Source organism: Nisaea denitrificans DSM 18348 (genome assembly GCF_000426505.1).
Classification (GTDB): Bacteria; Pseudomonadota; Alphaproteobacteria; order Thalassobaculales; family Thalassobaculaceae; genus Nisaea; species Nisaea denitrificans.
Genome location: NZ_AUFM01000021.1, coordinates 1 through 20,263, shown reverse-complemented (window position 1 = coordinate 20,263; position 20,263 = coordinate 1). Strand labels below are relative to the sequence as shown.

Genomic DNA, 20,263 nt, shown 5'->3' with positions numbered 1-20,263 from the left:
TGCTAGCCTAAGCCGCGCCGAATATCCAGCCTTCCTTGGAGGCACCAGCCCTGCGTGCCTGCCGCCAGAGCGCGGGATCGGCTTGTAGCAGCCTCAATGCGGCCGCCGCGATCAGGGCATCCGCCTCGTCTTCGGTGCGGATCTCGGGGACCTCCCCTGCACTGGCGCCGAAGTGACCGCAGACGGCAGTGAGATTGTCCCGGTTGCCCCAGGCCCGTGGATCGCCGCCCGCCAGCTTGTAGTAAAGCCGGGGGAAGATCTCGATCATGGTCAGCTCCCCTCCCGGTTCCGGGTCGAACGGCCAGACACGGATATCCCGGTTCAATCCACGCAGCCGGTGCAGCAATCGCATCCCGGCGAGGGAGCCCGTGCCGACATTGGCCGCGCCGATACATTTGAAGACCGGGTGCGGCGTTGTCACGGAAGCGGCCGCCTGTTCCGCCAATCTCTGCCGGTATCTGTACTTTTCCCCCCGCCAGCCCGGCGCCAAGAAGTAATCCCTGTAGGGCAGGTCCGCGCGCTTGTAGAGGGCTGCACCATAGAATTCGGGGTCATCCTGCCCAACTTGCTCCACAAGCGCCCAGACCGCCTCCGGAGAGCGTGGGGCGTCCGGTAGGCCGGGGAAATAGGCACCCTCATCCTCGAAGGCGTAGCAGAAGGCGAAATCGAATCCGGCCAGCACGCGGCGGCCTTCATCCATTTTGGCAATCAGGTAGGCAAGCACATCGGGCCGGGACCAGATGCCATGCGGCCGGTAGGGATTGGCGATCAGACGAGGCAGTGCCTCACCGGGTCCGGCGGCAGCAACCTGAATCCCCTTGGTGCGTGCGCCCTTTGCCCCGGACCAGTCGATGCCGAGGAAAAGATCGAAGCCGGGATCAGCCGTCACCGTCCGGACCGCCGGCCACGCGATGGCGGCGCAGCTTGTCCCAGTAAGCCAGACGCTTCTGGATTTCCCGTTCGAAACCGCGCTCGACCGGACGGTAGAACTGCTCCCGGCGCATTTCTTCCGGGAAGTAATCCGCACCGCTGAAGCCGTCCGGCGCGTCATGATCGTAGGCATAGCCCTTGCCGTAGCCGAGATCCTTCATCAGGTTCGTCGGTGCATTCAGGATATGCGCGGGCGGCGCCAGAGAGCCGGTCGTCTTGGCCGCGCGTTTCGCCGCACCGGCAGCCTTGTAGGCGGCGTTCGATTTCGGCGCGGTTGCCAGATAGATCACGCATTGCGCCAGCATCAAGTCGCCCTCGGGGGAGCCGATCCGCTCATAAGCGTCCCAGCAGGCCAAAGCCTGGGGCAGCGCGGCCGGGTCGGCCATGCCGATATCCTCCGACGCGAACCGGGTCAGCCGCCGCATGATGTAGCCCGCATCCTCCCCACCAGCCAGCATCCGCGACAGCCAGTACAGCGCCGCATCCGCGTCCGAGCCGCGCAGGGATTTATGCAAGGCGCTGATCAGGTTGTAATGCTCTTCCCTGTTCTTGTCGTAGACCGGCGCCCGGTGCTGCACCGTCTTGACCAGCCCGGCACCGTCCAGCAGCGGCTCCGACGGCAGCAGGAAAATCTCTTCGGTCAGATTGAGCAGATAGCGCCCGTCTCCATCCGCCATCGCCTTGAGAGCCTCACGGCCGTCCGGCGTCAATGGCAGGGCGCGGCCCTCGATCTCTTCGGCACGGGTCAGCAGCAGATCCAGCGCGGTATCGTCGAGCCGCCGCAGAACCAACACCTGGCACCGGGAGAGCAGCGCCGCATTGAGCTCGAAGGACGGGTTTTCCGTCGTCGCGCCGACCAGAACGACCGTGCCGTCTTCGACATAGGGCAGGAAGCCATCCTGCTGGGCCCGGTTGAAACGGTGGATCTCGTCGATGAAGAGCAGCGTGCCGCGCCCCATCTGCCGCCGCTCCTTTGCCTTCTCGAACACCTTGCGCAGATCGGCAACGCCTGAGAATACAGCCGAGAGTGGCTCGAACTCCATGTCCGTGCCGTCCGCCAGCAGGCGGGCGATCGTGGTCTTGCCGCAGCCGGGCGGCCCCCAGAGCAGGATCGAGGCGACCCGCTGGCGCGCCAGCATGCGACCGAGCGGCGCTTCGGGACCGAGCAGATGATCCTGCCCGACCACTTCGGTAAGCACATTCGGACGCAGCCGGTCGGCCAGCGGCCTCGGTGCGTCGGCTTCAAACAGACTTGCCACCGATCAGCCCTTGATTTCAGTCGTCAGCACCTGCCCCTCACGGCGGATCGAAATCCGCCAGGCATTATTGGCTGACATCAGGGCCGGCTCGAGGCTCGAGACCAGATCGATCGTCTCGTCATTGATCTTCAGCACAACGTCACCCGGTCGGAGTCCGACACGAGCCGCAGGCGATTGCCGCGCAACCTTGAGAACCACGACGCCCCGTGCCATGTCGTCGAGCCCGTGCTCCAGGGCAAAGGCCGGCGACAGGTTCGCCACCCGGGCCCCGGACATCGGATGCTGGCCAATCATGTCCCGCAGATCCGGGGCAGGTTCGGTGAGCGGCGCCCGCATCGAAACCTCGACAACCTGATGCACACCACCCCGGAGAATCTCGATCCGCGCCACGCCGCCAAGCGGACGCGTTGCCACGCGGTACCGCAGGGCCTGCTCGTCGACAATCTCCCTGCCGCCCACATTCAGAATGACATCGCCGACCCGGATCCCGGCTTTGGCGGCCGGGCCGTCAGGATAGACGTCGGTCACGGCAACGCCGATCGGCCGGGGCAATCCGAACTGCTCAGCAAGGTCTGAGGTCATGGTCTGGCCGGAAACGCCGATCCAGGGCCTCACCACATTGCCCTTGTCCACCCCGTCAAGAATAGTCCGGACCATGTTCGACGGCACGGCAAAGCCGATCCCGACAGACCCACCGCCGCCTTTCTGGTTGCTGAAAATCGCCGTGTTCACGCCGACCAGGCGCCCGTCCATGGAAATCAGCGCGCCTCCCGAATTGCCTGGATTGATGGCGGCGTCGGTCTGAATAAAGAAGCTGTAATCGGTGATGCCCAGGGCTGTCCGGGCCAATGCCGAGACGATCCCGCTGGTCACCGTCTGGCCGACCCCGAACGGATTGCCGATGGCCAGAACGAGATCTCCGACCTCCAGCTCGTCGCTGTCCCGGATCTCAAGATGCGGCAGCTTTTCACCATCGGTTTCGATCTTCAGCACGGCAAGGTCGGTGCGCGCCTCCTGAAGCAGGATCTTGGCGTCGAACTCGCGCCGGTCAGACAGCACAACGGTGATCTCGTCCGCGCCCTTGATGACGTGATGGTTGGTCACGACCAACCCATCCTCGCGCATGATGACCCCGGAGCCGAGCGATTGCGCCGTTCGCTTGCGGGCTTCGCCTGGAAACACATCGCCGAAGAAACGCCGGAAGAAGGGATCGTCGAACAATGGCGATGCACGGCGCTCGGTCACTTCCGCCCGGGCATAAATATTCACGACGGCGGGCCCGACCTTGCGCACCAGAGGGGCGAAAGAATACTGAATCTCCGCTCGCGTCCCCGGCACCTGTTTCACGGCTTGCGCCATCACCGTCCCAGCCCCGGCAAAAACCAGAAAAAGCCCGGCAAGGCATGTCACCACCACCAATTGGCGAAGCATGAAAGCGACTGGCGAGGAGAAAAAGCGAGAAGAATCAGGGCGGCGCATCAGTTGCTTTTCCGTTTGTTGTCACAAAATTAAGTCGAAGGTAGGCTATCCTATATGGGTTGTCGGTGCATGGGCCAAAAGGGACGCACCAGACAGCACCGGACCGGGAATGGAGGGGTCAATGCCAGGCGCCCAGAACGCCGGGAAAGCCACGATTTCCAAAGCCGGAGAGTTGGCCGATACGATCAGCTCTCTCGGCGATAGCGACGGCGAGATCAAACACGCCCGCGCCTGCTACGATACTCTCTACACTCTCGCCAACGACCATGCGAATTCAGCAGACATAAGAGACCGCCTTATATGCGGGGCTCTCAGGCTCGCTGCCTGCCACGCCCGGCGCAGCGAGTTGAGCGCCATTCACGACATCCGGACCCATCTGGAGCGCTACTCTCAGGGGCACCCGCATGACCCGGGTATGCGGCGCGGCTATTGCGAATTGTCCGTCACGCTTTGTCTGGAATATACCCGCCAGGGAAAAACCGCCGAGGCTGACGCCACCTTCGAGGAAATTCGGACCATCGCCGGCCGTCATCCGTCTGACCGTCTGCTGCGCTCCACCCTCGCCAAAGCCATTGCGAACAGGATCGCGGCCCATTGCGACGCGGGCCGGACAAGCGACGCCCAACACCTGCACAGCTCTCTCTGCGCCCTTGCCGCGGTATCAAACAGCCAGCCGGACACGATGCTGCACAGGGCGAACGGCAGCTTCAATCTGGCGACCCACCTAGCGCAAACCGACGCGTCGAAGAAAGCCATCGATCTCTACTTCAATCTGGCTGCTTTCGTGAATAGTAAAAGTCGCACCGCCAGCCTCCGGGACGTGCTGGCAGATGCGGGTTTTGGTCTCATCACCGTATTCGGCGACAAGGAAAAGTTGGCTGCTGCCGAGACCATCTATATGGATTTGAGGAAACGCGCCGCGACGGACATAAGGATGCGCGAGAAGACGATGCTTGCGGCGTTTAATCTGATGACCGATTTCTGCCGGGACGGCGCAATCGGAAAGGCCCGGCACATCTATGACGACATCCTCGCGGCATCTTCCGAAGAGCCCGCTAACGAGCAGATGGCCCTGCTCCATGCCAAGGCCTGCACGAACCTGCTCCTGACCGCAGACGCACTCGCTGAGGAAGCTCACGCGGATCTGCTCTGTCAGGAGCTTACGGCACTGGTCTCCGCCTGGCCTGACGATCCCGAGATCTGGGATATCGCCGCCCGGCTCAGCCTGCTCCACACGACCTAGCCAGGTCCCGGCTGGATCAGGGCGAACCAACAAAAAGAAAAGGCGGCCCGAAGGCCGCCTTTCGTATTCCTGGAGCGACAGGCGCGATCAGATCGCGGCCGGCATCGCACCTTCGAGGGCTTCTTCTTCCTCGACCTGCACCGGACCGGAATCCTGGCCGCGGGCATCTTCGTCACGATCCACAAGCTCGATCACAGCCATCGGGGCGCTGTCGCCATAGCGGAAACCAGCCTTAAGAACCCGGGTATAACCGCCCTGACGTTCCTTGTAGCGCTCAGCCAGGACGTCAAACAGCTTGCGGACCATGATCGGATCCTGCAGCGCCGACGTCGCCTGACGACGGGCATGGAGGTCCTGGCGCTTGCCGAGGGTGATCAGCTTCTCAACGACACTGCGCAGGTCTTTGGCCTTCGGCAGGGTGGTGATGATCTGCTCATGCTTAATCAGCGCGTTGGCCATGTTCTTGAACATGGCTTTGCGGTGGCTGGACGACCGATTGAAACGGCGGCCCTTAAAACGATGTCGCATCGCGAAAACTCCAGTTTCGTATTCGTCAGCGCCTCACGGCACAAACAGTATTCAATTACGCTCAGCCGATCAGAACGGCTCTTCGAGCCGCTTGGCGAGCTCTTCGATGTTGTCCGGCGGCCAGTTCAGGATATCCATGCCCAGTGCCAGCCCCATCTGACCAAGAACTTCCTTGATCTCGTTGAGGCTCTTCCGGCCGAAGTTCGGCGTGCGCAGCATTTCCGGCTCGGTCTTCTGAACGAGATCGCCGATATAGACGATGTTGTCGTTCTTCAAGCAATTCGCCGAACGGACGGAAAGTTCCAGCTCGTCAACCTTGCGAAGCAGGTTCTTGTTGAACGGCAGCTCGGTCTTCTCTTCGGCCTCAACGACCTGCTGCGGCTCTTCGAAGTTGATGAAGAGCTGAAGCTGATCCTGAAGAATGCGCGAAGCGTAAGCCACGGCGTCTTCCGGGGTCAGAGAGCCGTCGGTTTCGACGAGCATGGACAGCTTGTCGTAATCGGTGACCTGTCCAACACGGGTGTTATCGACCTTGTAAGTGACCTGGCGCACCGGGCTGAAGATCGCGTCGACCGGGATCAGGCCGATCGGGGCGTCTTCCGGACGGTTGGCACTGGCTGGGACGTAGCCCTTGCCGGTCTCGACCGTGAACTCCATGGACAGGGTGGCACCGTTATCGAGGGTGCAGATCACCAGATCCGGGTTCATGACCTCGATGTCGGACCCGGCTTCAATCATGCCGGCCTTCACTTCGCCCGGACCCTCTGCCTTCAGGCGCATCTTGCGCGGGCCTTCGCTGTGAGCCCGCAGCGCGATCGCCTTGATGTTCAGGACCATGTCGGTCACGTCCTCACGGACGCCGGCGACGGAGGAGAATTCATGCAGCACGCCGTCGATCTGTACAGCCGTCACCGCCGCGCCCTGAAGGGACGACAACAGGATACGGCGCAGCGCGTTGCCGAGGGTCAGACCGAATCCACGTTCCAGCGGCTCGGCCACGATCGTTGCCTTGCGGGCGGGATCCGAGCCCAGTTGCACATCGAGCTTGTTCGGCTTGATAAGAGCCTGCCAGTTGTTCTGAATCACGGGAGTGACCTCATCGCTAACGAGACCCGCGGGCCTCTAACTTATGCTTTCGGCCCCAAAACCGTTCGTTTCGGGGCCACGGGCTGTACCGGTCGGGCGGCCGAGGCCGCCCTAACAGCTTAAACCCGGCGCCGCTTCGGCGGACGGCAACCGTTGTGCGGGATCGGCGTGACATCGCGAATGGAAGTCACGGCAAAACCGACGGCCTGCAGTGCGCGCAGAGCGGATTCACGTCCCGAACCCGGGCCGCTGATTTCGATCTCGAGGGTCTTCATGCCATGCTCGGCAGCTTTCTTGCCGGCATCCTCGGCCGCGACCTGCGCCGCGTACGGGGTGGACTTACGGGAACCCTTGAAGCCCATCGTACCGGCGGAAGACCAGGAAATCGCATTCCCCTGGGCGTCGGTGATGGTGATCATGGTGTTGTTAAAGGTCGCGTTCACATGCGCTACACCGGAAGTGATGTTCTTCCGTTCGCGGCGCTTCACGCGTCCCTGGGTCGGTTGTTTTGCCATTAATTTGCCGCTCCGGCTTGTCGGGTCAGACCCGAATTATTTCTTCTTACCCGCGATAGCCTTCGCCGGGCCCTTACGGGTCCGTGCGTTGGTATGAGTACGCTGTCCGCGCACCGGCAGGCCTTTACGATGACGCAGACCACGATAGCAGCCCAGATCCATAAGACGTTTGATATCCATCGCGATCTTGCGGCGGAGATCGCCCTCGACCACCTGATCGCGGTCGATGATCTCACGCAGCCGCGCGACTTCGTCTTCAGTCAGTTCATGCACACGGCGTTCGCGCGGAATACCAACGTTCTCACAGATCTTTGTGGAAGTGGTCCGGCCGATACCATGAATGTAAGTCAAAGCAATCTCGACACGCTTTTGCGTCGGGATATTCACGCCTGCGATGCGCGCCACGGGCAAACTCCTCAGTACAACGCTTGTCAGCGTCCAACAAAAATACGGGTCATTCGACCCAGGCACCGAACTCGGAAAATCCGCGCGAGCAAGTGCGCACGGTTTCACTGAAACCGAGGGCGCGGAGTATACTCAACCGGATTGCCGAGTCAACCGGTTTACCCACACCTTCAAACAGCTTGGTCAGGCCGCAACAATGCTGTCGATCTGACCACTTACTTCAGTAATGGACGCCATACCGTCCACACTCTTCAGCGCACCGCGATCCGAATAATACGGAATGATCGGTGCGGTTTGTTCCTTAAAGACACCAAGGCGCTTGCGCAGCGTCTCCTCGGTGTCATCAGCACGCCGTTCGGCTTCCGGGGTCTCCGCGATGCGGGACCGGATGCGGTCAAACAGAATGCTCTCGTCCACTTTAAGCTCGATCACGTGATCGATCTTCAGTCCCTTGTCGGCCAGCATCGTATCGAGAGCTTCCGCCTGCGCGACCGTGCGCGGGAAACCGTCGAGAATGAAGCCGTTCTTGCAATCCGGCTGGTCGACCCGCTCGGAGATAAGCTGAACCATGATACTGTCGGAAACGAGATCGCCGGCATCCACAAGGCTTTTCACCTTATTGCCGAGATCCGAACCCGAAGCCATTGCCGCCCGCAGCATGTCACCGGTGGAGAGCTGGATGATTTTGAATTTCTCTTCCAGACGTTTCGCCTGGGTACCCTTTCCTGCGCCCGGAGGGCCGAGCAGTATCAAATTCATCGACGTTTCCCCCGCAATTTCGATTTTTTAATTAGCCCCTCATACTGATGTGCCAGCAAATGCGACTGGATCTGGCCCACGGTGTCCATTGTCACCGTCACCACAATGAGCAGGCTCGTTCCCCCGAAGTAGAAAGGCACCTGGTACTGGCTGATCAAAATCTCCGGCAGGATACAAATCGCTGCGAGATAGGCAGCACCGAGCACCGTCAGCCTGGTCAGAACATAGTCAAGATAGTCGGCGGTATTCTTGCCCGGACGGATACCGGGGACGAAGCCACCATATTTACGCAGATTGTCTGCCGTATCGGCCGGATTGAACACGATCGCCGTGTAGAAGAAGGCAAAGAATACAATCAGGCTGACAAAGATCGCGAGGTACAGCGGCTGGCCTCGGCCGACCATCGCCGTAAAGGTACTCAGCCACTCCGGACCGCCGCCGCCCGCCGCGCTCATCTGCGCGACCGTCACCGGCATCAGCAACAGCGAGCTGGCGAAGATCGGCGGGATCACACCCGCAACATTGATCTTCAACGGAAGGTGCGAACTCTCGCCGCCAAACATCCGGTTGCCCTGCTGACGCTTCGGATACTGCACCGTGATCCGGCGCTGCGAGCGCTCGATGAACACGATGCCGGCAATAACGGCGACCGCCATGATCATGATCAGCACGATCACCACGGCTGAAAGCGCGCCTGTACGGCCAAGTTCAAGCATCCCGACCAGCGCCGTCGGCAGCTGAGCCACGATACCGGCGAAGATGATCAGCGAGATGCCGTTACCGACACCGCGGGCGGTAATCTGCTCGCCCAGCCACATCAGGAAGACCGTGCCGCCGACCAGCGTGATCACTGCGGTCGCACGGAAAAAGTATCCAGGATTAGCAACAGCCGTACCGTCAGCCATTGATTCAAGGCCCGACGCGATACCGTAGGCCTGAACGGCTGCCAGCAGCACCGTCAGATACCGGGTATACTGATTGATCTTTTTCCGCCCGGCCTCGCCTTCCTTCTTCAGGGTCTCGAGGCTGGGGGATACCGCGGTCATCAGCTGCATGATGATGGCCGCGGAAATGTAAGGCATGATATTCAGCGCAAAGATCGTCATCCGCCCGAGGGCACCGCCCGCGAACATGTCGAACATGCCGAGGATACCGCCCGAGTTCTGCTGAAAGATCTGCTCCAGCACCGCCGGATCGATGCCCGGAATCGGGATATAGGTCCCGAGGCGATAAATGATCAACGCACCCAGTGTAAACCAGATGCGCTTTTTCAGTTCCGCCGCTTTCGCGAAGGCCCCAAAATTGATCGATGACGCGTATTGCTCGGCGCTGGAAGCCATTTCACTGAACCCAATCAGTCGGTGGAGGAGTCGCCCGCCTCATCAGCCGGCTTCGCAGCAGGTGCCGCAACCGTCACGGAGCCGCCGGCCTTTTCAACAGCTGCGATAGCAGCCGCGGAAGCACCGGAAACATCCACCTTCACTTTGGCTTTCAGCTCGCCATTTGCAAGCAGGCGCACACCATCACGCACCCGACCGACAAGACCAGCAGCCTGAAGGGCCGCGATATCGATCGTTTTCTTGGCATCGAGCTTGCCGGCATCAATCGCCGCCTGGATCGAGCCGACATTAACCGGCGCGAATTCCTTGCGGAACGGATTTTTGAAGCCACGCTTCGGAAGACGCCGATGGATCGGCATCTGGCCGCCCTCGAAGCCATTAATCGCTACGCCGGAGCGAGCGCTCTGACCCTTATGACCTTTACCGGCAGTTTTGCCGAGGCCGGAACCGGCGCCACGACCCACCCGTTTGGCGGGCTTGTGCGCGCCCGGATTGTCGCGAAGTTCGTTGAGTTTCATCGTTCTTGCCCTCGTTCCGGCATCGACCGGATCGCCTATATGTTCTGCCCGGTTGCGTTAGGACGCGTCTTCGACGCGCACCAGATGAGCAACCTTGCCGATCATGCCGCGAACCGCCGGAGTATCTTCCAGCGTACGCGTGCGGTGCATTTTGTTCAGGCCCAGGCCGACAAGCGTCTGCTCCTGGTCCTTGGTACGGCCGATCGGGCTGCCGGTCTGAGTGACCGTAACAGTCGTCTTGGCCGCTTTCTTCTTCGTTGCCGCCATGGCTCTTCTCCGTCCTTAGGCCTGAGCCGCTTCGGCTTCGCCAGGAGCCCGGCCGAAGATCTCAGCGACCTTCTTGCCACGCTTGGCTGCTACCGCGCGCGGAGACCTGACGTTCTTCAGCGCTTCAAAAGTGGCCTTGATCATGTTGTGCGGGTTGGACGTACCGGTGGATTTCGCCACCACATCCTGCATACCCAGCGCCTCGAAGATGGCGCGCATCGGGCCACCTGCGATGATACCGGTACCGGCCGGAGCCGACCGCAGGATCACACGGCCAGCACCGAAGCGCCCGCCGATATCGTGATGCAGTGTGCGGCCTTCGCGCAGCGGAACCCGGACCATGCCACGCTTCGCCTGCTCGGTTGCCTTGCGGATTGCTTCCGGCACTTCACGGGCTTTACCCGCGCCGTAGCCGACGCGACCGCGACCGTCACCGACGATCACGATGGCGGCGAAGCCGAAACGACGGCCACCCTTCACAACCTTCGCGACGCGGTTGATACCGACTAGCTTTTCAACCAGTTCCGGATCTTCACGTTGGTCGCGATCTCTTCTTTCGCCTCGTGCCATGTTCCGGCCCCTTCTAGAACTTCAGTCCGGCTTCACGAGCCGCGTCGGCGAGTGCCTTGACGCGTCCGTGATACCGGTAGCCGCCACGGTCGAACACGACGTCGGTAACGCCCTTGCTCACCGCACGCTCGCCGATCAGCTTGCCGATCTCCGCAGCCGCGGATTTGTCCGCGCCCGTCTTGAGCTGCTCGCGCTGTGCCTTCTCGAGAGAAGATGCGCTCACCAGGGTCTCGCCCTTCAGATCGTCGATGATCTGAGCATAGATGTTCTTGGAAGACCGGAACACGGAGAGCCGGGCCTTGCCGTTTGTCTTGGCGCGCAGCGCGGCACGGGTCCGCTGGCGGCGACGCTGGAAAAGTTGTTTTGATGTCAGCATGCCACGAATCCTTACTTCTTCTTGCCTTCCTTGCGGAGGACGGTCTCGGTCTCGTACTTGACGCCCTTGCCCTTGAAAGGCTCCGGCGGACGATACCCGCGAATTTCAGCCGCGATCTGACCAACCTGCTGCTTGTCGGCACCATGGATCGAAATCGCTGTCGGGCGCTCACACTTCATGGTGATGCCTTCCGGAATCGGATAGTTCACCGGGTGGCTGAAACCGAGTGCCAGAACGAGGTTCTTGCCTTCGACCGCCGCACGATAACCGACGCCATTGATTTCCAGGTTGATCGTGAAACCATCAGACACGCCGGTTACGGCATTCTGGACGCGAGCACGCATGGTGCCCCACATCGCCCGCGAACGCTTGGAGGCATTCTTCGGTTTCACAGTGACCAGGCTGTCCTCGATCACGATGTCTACGGCATCGCTGAGCGGAACAGAAAGCTGGCCGAGTTTGCCCTTCGCAGAGAAAACGTCAGCGCCGATTTCGGCGGTAACGCCACTCGGAAGAGCGACTGGGTTTTTACCAATACGTGACATTTCCCCGACTCCGATCAGAATACCTTGCAGAGGACTTCGCCGCCAACATTGGCAACGCGGGCCTCATTGTCGGAAAGAATGCCGCGCGGCGTCGACAGGATCTGGATACCCAGACCGTTGTAGCACCGCGGCAGATCCTTGATCTTTGAGTACACCCGACGGCCCGGACGGGAAACGCGATGAATCTCGCGAATCACCGGCTCACCATCATGGTACTTCAGTTCGATCTGCAGCTCGCCGATGCCCTTGCGCACTTCGGCGCTGGAATAGCCGCGAATGAAACCTTCGCGCATCAGCACTTCGAGCACATTGCTCCGCATTTTCGATGCCGGGCTAACCACAACGCTTTTACCAGCAGTTTGGCCGTTCCGGATTCGGGTCAGCATGTCCCCGAGAGGATCACTCATCGTCATTGTAAGACTCCTCTCTTACCAGCTTGACTTAACCATGCCCGGGATCTGGCCAATCGAGCCAAGATCACGCAGGGCAATACGGGACATCTTCAGCTTGCGATAGTAACCGCGCGGGCGGCCGCTGACCTCGCAGCGGTTGCGAAGACGGATCTTCGCACCATCGCGCGGCAGCTCGTTCAGCTTCAGACGGGCTTTAAACTGCTCTTCCAAAGGAAGATCCTTGTCGCAGGCAATCGCCTTCAGACGGGCACGCTTTCCGGCGTCCCGCTGGACAATCTTCCCGCGGCTCTTGTTCTTTTCAATCGCGCTTTTTTTCGCCATGACTCTTCTCCAGCCCGATCAGTTTACGAACGGGAAGTTAAAGCGACGCAGCAGTTCGCGCGCCTCATCATCGGTATTGGCAGTCGTCACCACGACGATTTCCATGCCCCGGATATGGTCGACCTGATCGTAGTCGATTTCCGGAAACACAATCTGCTCTTTCAGGCCCATCGAGTAATTTCCGCGTCCGTCAAAGCTTTTCGGGCTGAGACCACGGAAGTCACGCACGCGCGGCAGGGCGATGTTCACCAGACGATCCAGGAACTCGTACATCCGTTCGCGGCGGAGGGTGACTTTACAGCCAATCGGCATACCCTCGCGGAGCTTGAAGCCGGCAATCGACTTCTTCGCGCGGGTTACAATCGGACGCTGACCGGTGATGATGGCAAGCTCTTCCGCAGCGGCTTTAACCCGCTTGGAATCCTGCACCGCCTCACCGACGCCGATATTGACGACGACTTTCTCGATCGACGGGCACATCATCGGGTTCGCATATTTGAACTCCGACAGCATTCCCGGCTTGATCTCGGCTTCGTAAACTTCTTTTAATCGCGACATGTCTGGCCTCGTTTCGAGCGCGCTTAAGCGTCGAGCACTTCGCCGGACCGTTTCGCGAAGCGGACCTTGCGGCCATCCTCGAGAAGACGAATCCCGACGCGCGTCGGCTCGTTGGATTTCGGGTCGATATGCGCAACGTTCGAAACATGAACGGGCGCTTCTTTCTCAATAATACCGCCGGCTGAGGTCTGGGTCGCACGCGTGTGGCGCTTGACCATGTTCACACCCTGGACCAGGACACGGTTCTCATCCGTGATGACGCGCAGAATTTCGCCCGTCTTTCCCTTGTCCCTGCCGGTGGTGACGACGACTTTGTCGCCCTTCTTCACCTTGAACTTCGTTGCCATCACAGCACCTCCGGTGCGAGCGAGACGATTTTCATGAACTTCTTGGCACGAAGTTCACGGGTCACCGGACCAAAGATACGGGTCCCGATCGGCTCGTTCTGCTTGTTGATGAGCACCGCGGCGTTGTTGTCGAACCGGATCGAGGAGCCGTCATTGCGACGGATTTCCTTGGCGGTCCGGACGATAACGGCCCGAAGCACTTCACCCTTTTTAACGCGGCCCCGCGGAATTGCTTCCTTAACGGAGACCACAATCACGTCACCGACGGCAGCGACTTTGCGCTTGGAGCCGCCGAGAACCTTGATGCACTGAACACGGCGAGCGCCGGAGTTGTCTGCGACATCAAGGTTGGACTGCATCTGGATCATGTCGTCGCTCCTCGCCGCTTAGGCGTTGCTGCCAGCAGCATCGGTGACAACGGTCCAGTTCTTGCGCTTCGAAATCGGAGCACATTCTTGGATCCGCACAATGTCGCCGACCTTGTACTGGTTCTGTTCATCATGTGCAGCGAATTTCTTCGAGCGCTTGATGAACTTCTTGTAGATCGGATGCATGACGCGGCGTTCGACGCGAACGACGATAGATTTTTCGCCCTTATCGCTTACCACGGTGCCCTGCAAAATTCGCCTCGGCATTTCTCGTCTCCTAAATCCAACGCTGCTTAAGCGCTGGCCTGCCCGTGCAGGATCGTCTTGATGCGCGCGATCTCACGGCGCACCTGCCGCATCCGCGCAGTGTTTTCCAGCTGACCGTTGGCACGCTGAAAACGAAGGTTGAATGCCTCCTTCTTCAGGTCCACCAGGCTGGTTTTCATCTCATCGCCCGTCTTCGCGCGAAGATCTGTTGCTGCCTTGTTTGCCATCATTCTCTCCCGCAGCCTTATTCGCCAAGCCGGGCTATGAAGCGCGTATCGAGCGGAAGCTTGGCAGCAGCAAGCGTAAACGCTTCTTCTGCCAGGTCCCGCGGAACGCCTTCGAGCTCGAACATGATCCGACCGGGCTTCACACGGGCAACCCAGAATTCCGGGGTACCCTTACCCTTACCCATACGTACTTCCGCCGGCTTCGACGACACCGGAACATCCGGGAAAATCCGGATCCACACCCGACCGGAACGGCGGATGTGACGGGTAATCGCACGACGTGCGGCCTCAATCTGACGAGCGGTGACACGCGCTGGTGTCAGTGCCTTCAGACCGAAAGAACCGAAATTCAGCGTCGTACCGCCTTTTGCATTTCCGTGGATCCGGCCTTTGTGGGCCTTACGGAATTTTGTGCGCTTCGGACTAAGCATCTATCTAACCTCTATCCTATCCGCCGGCTCAGCGCTGATGACCAGGCTGGTCGGTCAGCCGCTTTTCGTGGGCGAGCGGATCGTGTTCAAGAATCTCGCCCTTGAATACCCAGACCTTGACACCGCAGGCGCCGTAGGTGGTCTGCGCGGTGGATTCGCCATAATCGATGTCCGCACGCAGCGTGTGCAGCGGAACGCGACCTTCGCGGTACCATTCGGTCCGGGCGATTTCCGCGCCGCCGAGACGGCCTGCGCAATTGATCCGGATACCCTGGGCACCAAGACGCATTGCCGACTGAACGGCCCGCTTCATGGCGCGACGGAAAGCAACCCGGCGCTCCAGCTGCTGCGCAATGTTATCGGCGACCAGCTTGGCATCGATTTCCGGCTTGCGGATCTCGAGGATATTCAGGCTGACCTCGGTGCCGACCATCTTCGAGAGATCCTGACGGAGCTTCTCGATATCCTGCCCCTTCTTGCCGATCACAACGCCCGGGCGGGCAGTGTAAATGGCAACGCGGCAACGCTTCGCCGGACGCTCAATGACGATCCGGGAAATGCCGGCCTGCGCCAGACGCTTGTGCAGGTAGCGCCGCATACGGATGTCTTCGTGCAGAAGATCGCCATAATCCTTGGCAGCGAACCAGCGTGAGTCCCACGTCCGGTTGATGCCGAGGCGAAGCCCGATCGGATTAACTTTATGACCCATTATTCGGTCTCCCCGCGCTCACGCACGACAACGGTAAGGTGCGAAAACGGCTTCAAGATTTTGCCGACACGCCCCCGCGCCCGCGGACGGAAGCGCTTCATGACGATGCTCTTGCCGACGGAGGCTTCCTTGATGAAAAGCCGGTCAACATCGAGCTGATGATTGTTCTCAGCATTCGCGATCGCGGACTGCAGAAGCTTCTTAACATCGTTCGAGATGCGGCGGCGGGAGAAGGTCAGGGCCGCGAGGGCCTTTTCCACATCCATGCCGCGGATCATCTGTGCGACGACATTCAGCTTTTGCGGGCTCACCCGCACATTGCGGAGCACCGCTTTCGCCTCGGTATCGTCCAGTCGGCGTTCGACCGCACTCTTGCCCATGGTCTCTGCTCCAGTCCTAGCGCCGCGACTTCTTATCGGCCGTGTGGCCGTAATAAGTGCGGGTCGGCGCGAATTCGCCGAGTTTGTGTCCGACCATGTTCTCGGTCACGAGGACCGGGATGAATTTCTGGCCATTATGAACCCCGAAGGTCAGTCCTACGAACTGCGGCAAAACCGTCGACCGACGTGACCAGGTCTTGATGACCTCGTTACGACCGGACGCGCGCGACGCATCGGACTTCTTCAGGAGATACCCGTCTACAAACGGGCCTTTCCAAACAGAACGTGACAACGTCTATCTCCTCTTACTTCCGGCGCCGACGCACAATAAGGCGATCGGTTTTCTTGTTGCTGCGCGTACGCTTACCTTTGGTCGGCTTACCCCATGGGGTCACCGGATGGCGACCGCCCGAGGTCCGGCCTTCACCACCACCATGCGGGTGGTCGACCGGGTTCATAACGACACCGCGAACGTGCGGGCGTTTGCCGAGCCAGCGGGAACGGCCCGCCTTGCCAAGCTTGACGTTCTGCTGATCCGGGTTTGACACCGCACCGACAGTTGCCATGCATTCGCCACGAACCATCCGCACTTCACCAGAGGTGAGGCGCAGCAGGGCATAACCCTGATCGCGACCGACGATCTGCACGTATGCACCGGCAGAACGGGCAATCTGACCGCCCTTGCCTGCCTTGAACTCCACATTGTGGACGATCGTGCCCACCGGAATGCTCTTCAGCGGCATAGCGTTGCCCGGCTTGATGTCCGCGCGCTCACCGGCGATGACCTTGTCACCAGCCTTGAGACGCTGCGGAGCCAGGATGTAAGCCTGCTCACCGTCGTCATATTTGATCAGCGCAATGAACGCGGTCCGGTTCGGATCGTATTCAAGCCGCTCGACCGTCGCCGCCACGTCAAATTTACGGCGCTTGAAGTCGATGATGCGGTATTTACGCTTATGCCCGCCGCCACGCCAGAAAGACGTTGTGCGGCCCGTGTTATTCCGTCCGCCGGACTTGGTCAGGCCACGGGTCAATGCTTTGACCGGCTTGCCTTTCCAGAGTTCCGAGCGGTCGACGATCACCAGGTCGCGCTGGGACGGCGTCGTCGGATTGAATGTCTTCAACGCCATGGATCAGACCCCCTGCGTAACATCGATGTCCTGACCGTCCTCGAAAGTGACGATCGCTTTTTTGTAATCCGACCGCTTGCCGAGTTTGCCCCGGAAGCGTTTAACCTTGCCTTTGGTCAGCACGGTGTTGACGGCTTTAACCTTGCGATCGAACAACCTTTCGACGGCGACCTTGATTTCCGGCTTGGTCGCATCGAGGGTGACTTCGAAAGTCACTTGGCCGAACTGCGATCCGAGGCTGGATTTCTCGGTGACGATCGGGCGGACGATGATGTCGTACGCGCGCTCGTCGCTCAGCCGAACTTGGCTGGCATTGTAAGGACGCATGCTCATTTCAGGCGAGCCTCCAGGCTTTCCACCGCGGCCTTGGTCAGCACCAGGGTGTCCCGGCGGAGGATGTCATAGACGTTCGCGCCCTGTTCCGGCAGCACATCCACATTCGGGATGTTCCGCGCGGCCCGGGCAAAGCCCTCGTCGAGCGCACTACCGCCGATGAACAGGACCGAATTCCAACCGAGAGCGGTAAGCTTCTTGGCCAGTTCCTTGGTCTTGGTTTCGCCCGCCGCATCGTCGATCACGATCAGCTTGCCTTCGGCCTGCTTGGCCGACAGCGCAGAGCGCATGCCGAGCTTGCGGACCTTCTTCGGCAGAGCAAACCCGTGGTCACGAGACATCGGACCATGGGAGATACCGCCACCGCGGTACTGGGTAGCCCGCAGCGAGCCCGCACGGGCCCGACCGGTACCTTTTTGCTTGAACGGCTTCTTTGTCGTGCCGCTGACCTGGGAAACAGTCTTGGTCGCGTGGGTACCGGCTCGGCGCTTGGCCAGCTGCCAGTTTACCACACGGGCAAGAATATCCCGGCGCGGCTCGACGGCGAACACGGAGTCCGCGACTTCAATGTCGCCAGACTTCTTGTTGTCGAGTGTCGTAACAGGAAGCTTCATGACCCTCAGTCCTTATTCTCGGCGTTGTCGTCAGCCGAGGTCTCGGCTTCAGCCGGCGCATCAGCAGCGGCTTCGACAACTTCCGGCTCGGCCACTTCTTCCGCGGTCGGCATGCGCACGGCAGCCGGGAACGGGAGATTTTCAGGCTGCTTCACCTTTACGGCATCGGAAATCAGAACCCAGCCGCCCTTGGCGCCCGGAACCGATCCCTTGACCAGGATCAGACCACGATCGACGTCGAGCTGAACCACTTCGAGGTTCTGCGTCGTCACCCGCTCGTCGCCCATGTGGCCGGCCATCTTCTTGCCCTTCCACACACGCCCCGGATCCTGGGAGTTACCCGTGGAACCGTGTGCGCGGTGGGAGATGGAGACACCGTGAGAGGCGCGCATGCCGCCGAAATTGTGCCGCTTCATGGCACCGGCGAAACCCTTACCGATAGAGGTGCCGACAACGTCGACCTTCTGACCGGCAACAAAATGGTCCGCGGTGATTTCCGCGCCGACCTCAATGAGAGCATCGGGGCTGACACGGAATTCGGCCAGTTTCCGCTTCGGCTCGACTTTCGCTTTCGCGAAGTGGCCGCGCATCTGCTTGCTGACACGCTTGACCTTGGCTGCGCCAACGCCGAGCTGAACGGCGCTGTAGCCGTCATTCTCTTCGGTTCGAACACCTACCACCTGGCAGCTGTCCATCTTCAGGACCGTGACCGGAACGTGATCACCTGTATCGGTGAACACTCGGGTCATGCCCATCTTCTGTGCGATTACTCCGGAACGCATGAATCTAATCCTTCAGCGTTAGAGCTTGATTTCGACGTCAACACCGGACGCGAGATCAAGCTTCATCAGAGCGTCGACCGTCTGCGGGGTCGGGTCGACGATGTCCAGAACCCGCTTATGTGTGCGGATTTCGAATTGCTCACGGCTCTTCTTGTCGATGTGCGGACCGCGAAGAACGGTGAAGCGCTCGATACGGGTCGGCAGCGGGATCGGGCCCTTGACCTGCGCGCCAGTGCGCTTCGCCGTGTTCACGATTTCGCCGGTCGACTGATCAAGGATCCGATGATCAAACGCCTTGAGGCGAATTCTAATGTTTTGACTGTCCATATTCTTCTATCTCCGGCTCGGTGACCGAGCCCAATGTCCAGCTTTACTCGACGATTTTGGCAACGACGCCGGCGCCAACGGTGCGGCCACCTTCGCGGATAGCGAAGCGCAGGCCTTCATCCATGGCAATCGGCGCGATCAGGTTAACCGTCATCGCGATATTGTCGCCCGGCATCACCATCTCGGTACCTTCCGGAAGCTCAACCGTCCCGGTCACGTCCGTCGTACGGAAGTAGAACTGCGGACGATAGTTCGAGAAGAACGGCGTGTGACGGCCACCTTCATCCTTCGTCAGGATGTAAGCCTCACAGGTGAACTTCGTGTGCGGCGTGATCGAACCCGGCTTGGCCAGAACCTGACCGCGCTCAACGTCTTCACGCTTCGTGCCACGCAGAAGAACACCGACGTTGTCACCAGCTTCACCGCGATCAAGCAGCTTGCGGAACATCTCGACGCCCGTGCAGGTCGTCTTCACCGTGTCCTTGATACCGACGATTTCGATTTCGTCGCCAACATTCACAACACCGCGCTCGACGCGACCGGTCACAACCGTGCCACGGCCAGAGATCGAGAAAACGTCTTCGATCGGCATCAGGAACGGCAGATCGATCGGACGCTCCGGCTGCGGGATGTACTTGTCGACTTCGGCCATCAGCTCGAGAATGGCTTTCTTGCCGATTTCCTCGTTGCTGTCTTCCAGAGCCGCAAGAGCAGACCCCTTCACGATCGGAATGTCGTCGCCCGGGAAGTCGTAGGACGACAGAAGCTCACGAACTTCGAGCTCAACAAGCTCAAGAAGCTCTTCGTCGTCAACCTGATCGACCTTGTTCAGGAACACAACAAGCGCCGGAACACCAACCTGGCGTGCCAGAAGGATGTGCTCGCGGGTCTGCGGCATCGGGCCGTCAGCGGCCGACACAACCAGGATCGCGCCGTCCATCTGCGCAGCGCCCGTGATCATGTTCTTCACATAATCGGCGTGGCCCGGGCAATCGACGTGCGCGTAATGACGCGCTTCCGTCTCATACTCAACGTGGGCCGTCGAGATCGTGATACCACGAGCACGCTCTTCCGGGGCTTTGTCGATCTGGTCGTAAGCCGTGAAGCTTGCGCCGCCGGCTTCCGCCAGGACCTTCGTGATCGCTGCCGTCAAAGACGTCTTGCCGTGATCAACATGGCCGATCGTGCCAATGTTGCAGTGCGGCTTATTCCGCTCAAACTTTTCCTTCGCCATCG

At 60.2% G+C, this 20,263-nt stretch carries 32 protein-coding genes; 1 reads left to right on the top strand and 31 read right to left on the bottom strand.

Translation table 11 applies throughout. The annotated features are described in order from the left end of the window. Positions 1-7: 7 nt before the first annotated feature. The 3 genes from K328_RS0115795 to K328_RS0115785 are packed head-to-tail and all read right to left on the bottom strand — an operon-like array spanning position 8 to position 3,620. Positions 8-889, bottom strand: a complete 882-nt coding sequence (locus tag K328_RS0115795; RefSeq protein ID WP_028466806.1) for a hypothetical protein — start codon at positions 887-889, stop codon at positions 8-10. Next, positions 879-2,189: a replication-associated recombination protein A gene (locus tag K328_RS0115790; RefSeq protein ID WP_028466805.1), complete on the bottom strand. Its 1,311-nt coding sequence runs from the start codon at positions 2,187-2,189 to the stop codon at positions 879-881. The genes K328_RS0115795 and K328_RS0115790 overlap by 11 nt, the downstream gene beginning before the upstream one ends. Positions 2,190-2,192: 3 nt before the next feature. After that, on the bottom strand, positions 2,193-3,620 hold the full coding sequence (locus K328_RS0115785) for a Do family serine endopeptidase (protein WP_036554695.1): 1,428 nt from the start codon (positions 3,618-3,620) through the stop codon (positions 2,193-2,195). A gap of 169 nt (positions 3,621-3,789) precedes the next feature. Here K328_RS0115785 and K328_RS0115780 point away from each other — a divergent pair, with 169 nt between their 5' ends. Continuing rightward, positions 3,790-4,911, top strand: coding sequence for a hypothetical protein (locus tag K328_RS0115780; protein WP_028466803.1), 1,122 nt, complete (start codon positions 3,790-3,792; stop codon positions 4,909-4,911). A gap of 87 nt (positions 4,912-4,998) precedes the next feature. On the opposite strand, the gene rplQ is transcribed toward K328_RS0115780, so the two are convergent. From rplQ to tuf, 28 genes are all read right to left on the bottom strand, one after another. Beyond that, on the bottom strand, positions 4,999-5,439 hold the full coding sequence (rplQ, locus tag K328_RS0115775) for a 50S ribosomal protein L17 (RefSeq protein ID WP_028466802.1): 441 nt from the start codon (positions 5,437-5,439) through the stop codon (positions 4,999-5,001). 69 nt (positions 5,440-5,508) lie between these two features. Then, a complete protein-coding gene (locus K328_RS0115770; protein ID WP_028466801.1) occupies positions 5,509-6,525 on the bottom strand; it encodes a DNA-directed RNA polymerase subunit alpha in 1,017 nt (338 codons plus the stop codon). 119 nt (positions 6,526-6,644) lie between these two features. Continuing rightward, complete coding sequence (gene rpsK, locus K328_RS0115765; RefSeq protein WP_028466800.1) at positions 6,645-7,040, bottom strand: 30S ribosomal protein S11; 396 nt, start codon at positions 7,038-7,040, stop codon at positions 6,645-6,647. A gap of 36 nt (positions 7,041-7,076) precedes the next feature. Further along, the gene (gene rpsM, locus K328_RS0115760; protein ID WP_028466799.1) at positions 7,077-7,445 is read right to left on the bottom strand and encodes a 30S ribosomal protein S13; all 369 of its coding nucleotides are present in this window, start codon (positions 7,443-7,445) and stop codon (positions 7,077-7,079) included. A gap of 183 nt (positions 7,446-7,628) precedes the next feature. Next, positions 7,629-8,204 (bottom strand): adenylate kinase, encoded by a 576-nt coding sequence (locus K328_RS0115755; protein WP_028466798.1) that lies wholly within the window; start codon positions 8,202-8,204, stop codon positions 7,629-7,631. Further along, complete coding sequence (secY, locus tag K328_RS0115750; protein WP_028466797.1) at positions 8,201-9,544, bottom strand: preprotein translocase subunit SecY; 1,344 nt, start codon at positions 9,542-9,544, stop codon at positions 8,201-8,203. The genes K328_RS0115755 and secY overlap by 4 nt, the downstream gene beginning before the upstream one ends. A gap of 14 nt (positions 9,545-9,558) precedes the next feature. Further along, a complete protein-coding gene (rplO, locus tag K328_RS0115745; protein ID WP_028466796.1) occupies positions 9,559-10,062 on the bottom strand; it encodes a 50S ribosomal protein L15 in 504 nt (167 codons plus the stop codon). A 57-nt stretch (positions 10,063-10,119) separates the two neighbouring features. Further along, positions 10,120-10,329: a 50S ribosomal protein L30 gene (gene rpmD / locus K328_RS0115740; protein WP_028466795.1), complete on the bottom strand. Its 210-nt coding sequence runs from the start codon at positions 10,327-10,329 to the stop codon at positions 10,120-10,122. A 15-nt stretch (positions 10,330-10,344) separates the two neighbouring features. Continuing rightward, positions 10,345-10,899 (bottom strand): 30S ribosomal protein S5, encoded by a 555-nt coding sequence (gene rpsE, locus K328_RS0115735; protein ID WP_028466794.1) that lies wholly within the window; start codon positions 10,897-10,899, stop codon positions 10,345-10,347. Between the two features lie 13 nt (positions 10,900-10,912). Beyond that, positions 10,913-11,275: a 50S ribosomal protein L18 gene (rplR, locus tag K328_RS0115730; RefSeq protein ID WP_028466793.1), complete on the bottom strand. Its 363-nt coding sequence runs from the start codon at positions 11,273-11,275 to the stop codon at positions 10,913-10,915. A gap of 11 nt (positions 11,276-11,286) precedes the next feature. Then, positions 11,287-11,820, bottom strand: coding sequence for a 50S ribosomal protein L6 (rplF, locus tag K328_RS0115725; protein ID WP_028466792.1), 534 nt, complete (start codon positions 11,818-11,820; stop codon positions 11,287-11,289). A gap of 14 nt (positions 11,821-11,834) precedes the next feature. Further along, positions 11,835-12,233: a 30S ribosomal protein S8 gene (gene rpsH / locus K328_RS0115720; RefSeq protein WP_028466791.1), complete on the bottom strand. Its 399-nt coding sequence runs from the start codon at positions 12,231-12,233 to the stop codon at positions 11,835-11,837. Positions 12,234-12,248: 15 nt separating this feature from the next. After that, the gene (gene rpsN / locus K328_RS0115715; protein ID WP_028466790.1) at positions 12,249-12,554 is read right to left on the bottom strand and encodes a 30S ribosomal protein S14; all 306 of its coding nucleotides are present in this window, start codon (positions 12,552-12,554) and stop codon (positions 12,249-12,251) included. A gap of 18 nt (positions 12,555-12,572) precedes the next feature. Continuing rightward, positions 12,573-13,112: a 50S ribosomal protein L5 gene (gene rplE, locus K328_RS0115710; RefSeq protein WP_028466789.1), complete on the bottom strand. Its 540-nt coding sequence runs from the start codon at positions 13,110-13,112 to the stop codon at positions 12,573-12,575. 23 nt (positions 13,113-13,135) lie between these two features. Further along, the gene (gene rplX, locus K328_RS0115705; RefSeq protein WP_028466788.1) at positions 13,136-13,459 is read right to left on the bottom strand and encodes a 50S ribosomal protein L24; all 324 of its coding nucleotides are present in this window, start codon (positions 13,457-13,459) and stop codon (positions 13,136-13,138) included. After that, positions 13,459-13,827 (bottom strand): 50S ribosomal protein L14, encoded by a 369-nt coding sequence (gene rplN, locus K328_RS0115700; protein ID WP_028466787.1) that lies wholly within the window; start codon positions 13,825-13,827, stop codon positions 13,459-13,461. Before rplN ends, rplX begins: the two co-directional genes overlap by 1 nt. Before the next feature lie 18 nt (positions 13,828-13,845). After that, complete coding sequence (rpsQ, locus tag K328_RS0115695; protein WP_028466786.1) at positions 13,846-14,094, bottom strand: 30S ribosomal protein S17; 249 nt, start codon at positions 14,092-14,094, stop codon at positions 13,846-13,848. Between the two features lie 26 nt (positions 14,095-14,120). Next, on the bottom strand, positions 14,121-14,321 hold the full coding sequence (rpmC, locus tag K328_RS0115690; protein ID WP_028466785.1) for a 50S ribosomal protein L29: 201 nt from the start codon (positions 14,319-14,321) through the stop codon (positions 14,121-14,123). Positions 14,322-14,338: 17 nt separating this feature from the next. Then, on the bottom strand, positions 14,339-14,752 hold the full coding sequence (rplP, locus tag K328_RS0115685; RefSeq protein ID WP_028466784.1) for a 50S ribosomal protein L16: 414 nt from the start codon (positions 14,750-14,752) through the stop codon (positions 14,339-14,341). Between the two features lie 28 nt (positions 14,753-14,780). After that, entirely contained in the window at positions 14,781-15,461 is a 681-nt protein-coding gene (gene rpsC, locus K328_RS0115680) for a 30S ribosomal protein S3 (protein ID WP_028466783.1), read from the bottom strand. Next, positions 15,461-15,841 carry a 50S ribosomal protein L22 gene (gene rplV, locus K328_RS0115675; protein ID WP_036554656.1) on the bottom strand — a complete coding sequence of 127 codons (381 nt, stop codon included), beginning with the start codon at positions 15,839-15,841 and terminating at the stop codon, positions 15,461-15,463. Before rplV ends, rpsC begins: the two co-directional genes overlap by 1 nt. Positions 15,842-15,857: 16 nt before the next feature. Then, positions 15,858-16,133, bottom strand: a complete 276-nt coding sequence (rpsS, locus tag K328_RS0115670) for a 30S ribosomal protein S19 (protein ID WP_028466781.1) — start codon at positions 16,131-16,133, stop codon at positions 15,858-15,860. Positions 16,134-16,146: 13 nt separating this feature from the next. Beyond that, positions 16,147-16,971 (bottom strand): 50S ribosomal protein L2, encoded by an 825-nt coding sequence (gene rplB / locus K328_RS0115665; protein ID WP_028466780.1) that lies wholly within the window; start codon positions 16,969-16,971, stop codon positions 16,147-16,149. Positions 16,972-16,974: 3 nt separating this feature from the next. After that, positions 16,975-17,298, bottom strand: a complete 324-nt coding sequence (locus K328_RS0115660; RefSeq protein WP_036554653.1) for a 50S ribosomal protein L23 — start codon at positions 17,296-17,298, stop codon at positions 16,975-16,977. A 2-nt stretch (positions 17,299-17,300) separates the two neighbouring features. Then, positions 17,301-17,918, bottom strand: a complete 618-nt coding sequence (rplD, locus tag K328_RS0115655) for a 50S ribosomal protein L4 (RefSeq protein WP_028466778.1) — start codon at positions 17,916-17,918, stop codon at positions 17,301-17,303. Between the two features lie 5 nt (positions 17,919-17,923). After that, positions 17,924-18,700 carry a 50S ribosomal protein L3 gene (gene rplC, locus K328_RS0115650; protein WP_028466777.1) on the bottom strand — a complete coding sequence of 259 codons (777 nt, stop codon included), beginning with the start codon at positions 18,698-18,700 and terminating at the stop codon, positions 17,924-17,926. An 18-nt stretch (positions 18,701-18,718) separates the two neighbouring features. Continuing rightward, positions 18,719-19,027, bottom strand: a complete 309-nt coding sequence (rpsJ, locus tag K328_RS0115645; protein ID WP_028466776.1) for a 30S ribosomal protein S10 — start codon at positions 19,025-19,027, stop codon at positions 18,719-18,721. A 43-nt stretch (positions 19,028-19,070) separates the two neighbouring features. Beyond that, positions 19,071-20,261, bottom strand: coding sequence for an elongation factor Tu (tuf, locus tag K328_RS0115640; protein WP_028466775.1), 1,191 nt, complete (start codon positions 20,259-20,261; stop codon positions 19,071-19,073). Positions 20,262-20,263 lie beyond the last annotated feature (2 nt).